General features: G+C 65.1%; 4 protein-coding genes. All 4 read right to left on the bottom strand.

The window, feature by feature from the left end:
- The coding region (locus AC062T_RS13225; RefSeq protein ID WP_476030754.1) for a phosphohexomutase domain-containing protein at window positions 1-584 on the bottom strand (584 nt) is incomplete at its 3' end.
- Between the two features lie 25 nt (window positions 585-609).
- Window positions 610-1,095, bottom strand: a complete 486-nt coding sequence (rpsI, locus tag AC062T_RS13220) for a 30S ribosomal protein S9 (protein WP_476030752.1) — start codon at window positions 1,093-1,095, stop codon at window positions 610-612.
- A gap of 33 nt (window positions 1,096-1,128) precedes the next feature.
- Window positions 1,129-1,575, bottom strand: coding sequence for a 50S ribosomal protein L13 (rplM, locus tag AC062T_RS13215; RefSeq protein ID WP_476030750.1), 447 nt, complete (start codon window positions 1,573-1,575; stop codon window positions 1,129-1,131).
- A gap of 193 nt (window positions 1,576-1,768) precedes the next feature.
- Window positions 1,769-2,716 carry a tRNA pseudouridine synthase A gene (locus AC062T_RS13210; RefSeq protein ID WP_476030748.1) on the bottom strand — a complete coding sequence of 316 codons (948 nt, stop codon included), beginning with the start codon at window positions 2,714-2,716 and terminating at the stop codon, window positions 1,769-1,771.
- Window positions 2,717-2,770 lie beyond the last annotated feature (54 nt).

Genomic DNA, 2,770 nt, shown 5'->3' with positions numbered 1-2,770 from the left:
CCTGAGGCAGCGCCGTGGGCGCAGTCAAGCACGACATGGATGCCGTCGAGACGATGCGGAAGGCTCGCCAAGAGGTGCAGCACATACCGGTCTTCTGCATCGGCGAATCGGCGGATGCGCCCGACCTCGACACCGGTGGGCGCAAGCTTGCGCTCGGTGCGGAAGGCATGCTCGATGCGGTCCTCGACCACATCGGGAAGCTTGGTGCCGCCGACGGCGAAAATCTTGATTCCGTTATCGTCGGCGGGGTTGTGCGAGGCGGAGATCATAAAGCCGAAGTCGGCCTTGATGTCTCCAATGAGAAACGCTGCTGCCGGGGTCGGAATGACACCGGCGTCAAGCACGTCGACCCCCGAGCTCGCGAGTCCTGCTGCCACAGCGGAACTGATGAACTCGCCCGAGATCCGGGGGTCACGCGCAATAACGGCGACGGGGCGACGACCAGAAGCGCGGCGGCCATCGGCCACCCGCCCCTGTCCGAGTACTACAGCTGCGGATTGAGCAAGCCCGAGAGCTAGCTCCACCGTGAGGTCCTGGTTTGCCAGGCCCCGCACGCCATCCGTGCCGAAGAGTCGAGTCGTCATCCTCGTCGCCGTTATGAAGCGCTGATTAGCGCTTCGAGAACTGCGAAGCCTTGCGGGCCTTCTTGAGACCGGCCTTCTTGCGCTCGATGACGCGGGCGTCACGCGTGAGGCATCCGGCCTTCTTGAGGAGGGGACGGTTGTTCTCGCGGTCGATCTCGTTCAGCGAACGAGCGATTGCGAGGCGAACAGCACCGGCCTGACCCGAGGGGCCACCGCCCGTGACCTTGGCAATGACGTCGTAGCTGCCGAGGAGGTCGAGCACCTTGAACGGGTCGTTGATGAGCTGCTGGTGCAGCTTGTTCGGGAAGTAGTTCTCGAGGGTGCGGCCGTTGACGACGAAAGCGCCGTTGCCGGGAACGATGCGCACGCGGGCGATTGCCTGCTTGCGGCGTCCCACGGCTGCGCCGGGAACGTTGAGAACGGCGCGGGGAGCCTTGGGGGCCTCCGACGCGGGCGTCTCGGTCGTGAAGCTCTCAGGAGCCTGGTCGATGGAGTCTGCGATCTTCGCCATGGTGTTGGGAATCCTTATTTCTTACGGCCGGCGCTACTGCGCGACCTGGCCGAGGGTGTAGGTCTTGGGCTGCTGCGCAGCGTGAGGGTGCTCGGGGCCCGCGTAGACCTTGAGCTTGGCAAGCTGAGCCCGACCGATCGAGTTCTTGGGGAGCATGCCGCGGATGGCCTTCTCGACCGCGCGCGTCGGGTGCTTCTCAAGGAGCTCGGAGTAGGTGGTAGCCGTGAGGCCGCCCGGGTAACCCGAGTGACGGTAGGCCTTCTTCTGAGCGAGCTTGGAGCCCGTCAGCGCCACCTTGTCGGCGTTGATAATGATGACGAAGTCGCCCATGTCCATGTGCGGAGCGAAGGTTGCCTTGTGCTTGCCGCGGAGAAGCGTTGCGGCGTGGCTGGCAAGACGGCCCAGCACGACGTCGGTCGCGTCGATGATGAGCCAGTCACGCTGGACATCATTGGGCGTGGGAGAAAATGTGCGAGTCACAGTAGTGCTGCTTTCTGATCGAGTGAGGTGTTCGTGAATCCCGCTCGCGTGACGAGTTGTCGGACGATGTCCGAGAACGCGCCGGTGGAGGGCTCATGATCGGATGCTGCGCACGAGACGCAGGCACCAAGGGTCTACTTTAGACCAGGCGGTCTTCGATGGCAATTCTCAGCGGACGGCACGCACGCAGCGCTTAGTCGAGAGGCTCCCGTCGAGCCCTCGTCTGTTCGGCGCGGGCGGCGAGTTCCTCGTCTGGCGGATACCCCACTTCCACGAGAGTGAGGCCTTTGGCCGGCATCACTTTGAACTCGCTGCCCCTCAGCCGCTCGTCGCGGATCTGCCCTGGACGCTCCGCCCTCAACGTCCCCTGCCCCACAGAAACACACGCACCAACGAGCGAGCGCACCATGCTGTGGCAGAAGGCGTCGGCTGTGACGGTCGCGATCAGCACTCCCGTCGAGTCCCTCACCCACGAGAACTCCTGGAGGGTGCGCACCGTCGTGGCCCCGTCCCGCGGCTTGCAGTACGCGGCCCAGTCGTGGAGCCCGCGCAGTTCATCCGCTGCCGTGTTCATCGCATCGATGTCGAGTTCAGCGGGGAACCAGACCGTCCGATGTCGCTCAAGCGGGTTGCGAAGCGCCCCGACGTCTCCGACGCGGTACTCGTAGCGCCTCCACACGGGCGAGAACCTCGCATCGAACCCGTCGGGGGCGAGCGAGCTCGACAAGACAACAACGTCGCTATCGAGGCCAGCAATGCCGTTGAGTCGACGGGCAAGGGAGGCGGGGCCGTCGACCTCCTGCGGCCGCTTGCGGCGACCATGCTTCGCGGTGTGTCCTGGCCCCCGCCTCGGGCCGGTGAGACTGCGAAGCTGCTCTTCGGTCAGGTCCACGTGGGCGACCTGACCAGTGGCGTGCACACCCGCGTCGGTGCGGCCCGCGACCACAAGCCGTGGCGCTGGGCCATGACGGCTCATCAAGACGCTCAATGATGACTCGAGTGCCCCCTGAACCGTGCGCTGTTCGGTCTGGCGCGCCCATCCTGCGAAGTCGGCGCCGTCGTAGGCAATCTGCAGACGGATGCGGACGCTGCCGTTTGATGGATGACCCTCTGCCTCGTCGGCCAGCACACGCGATTCCACGCTCCGATTCTATTGCCGACGTCCACAGCCGACTTGCCTCGCGCCTCCGCACAG

Source organism: Homoserinimonas sp., from assembly GCF_056262345.1.
This window is presented reverse-complemented; position numbering and strand designations above follow the sequence as displayed.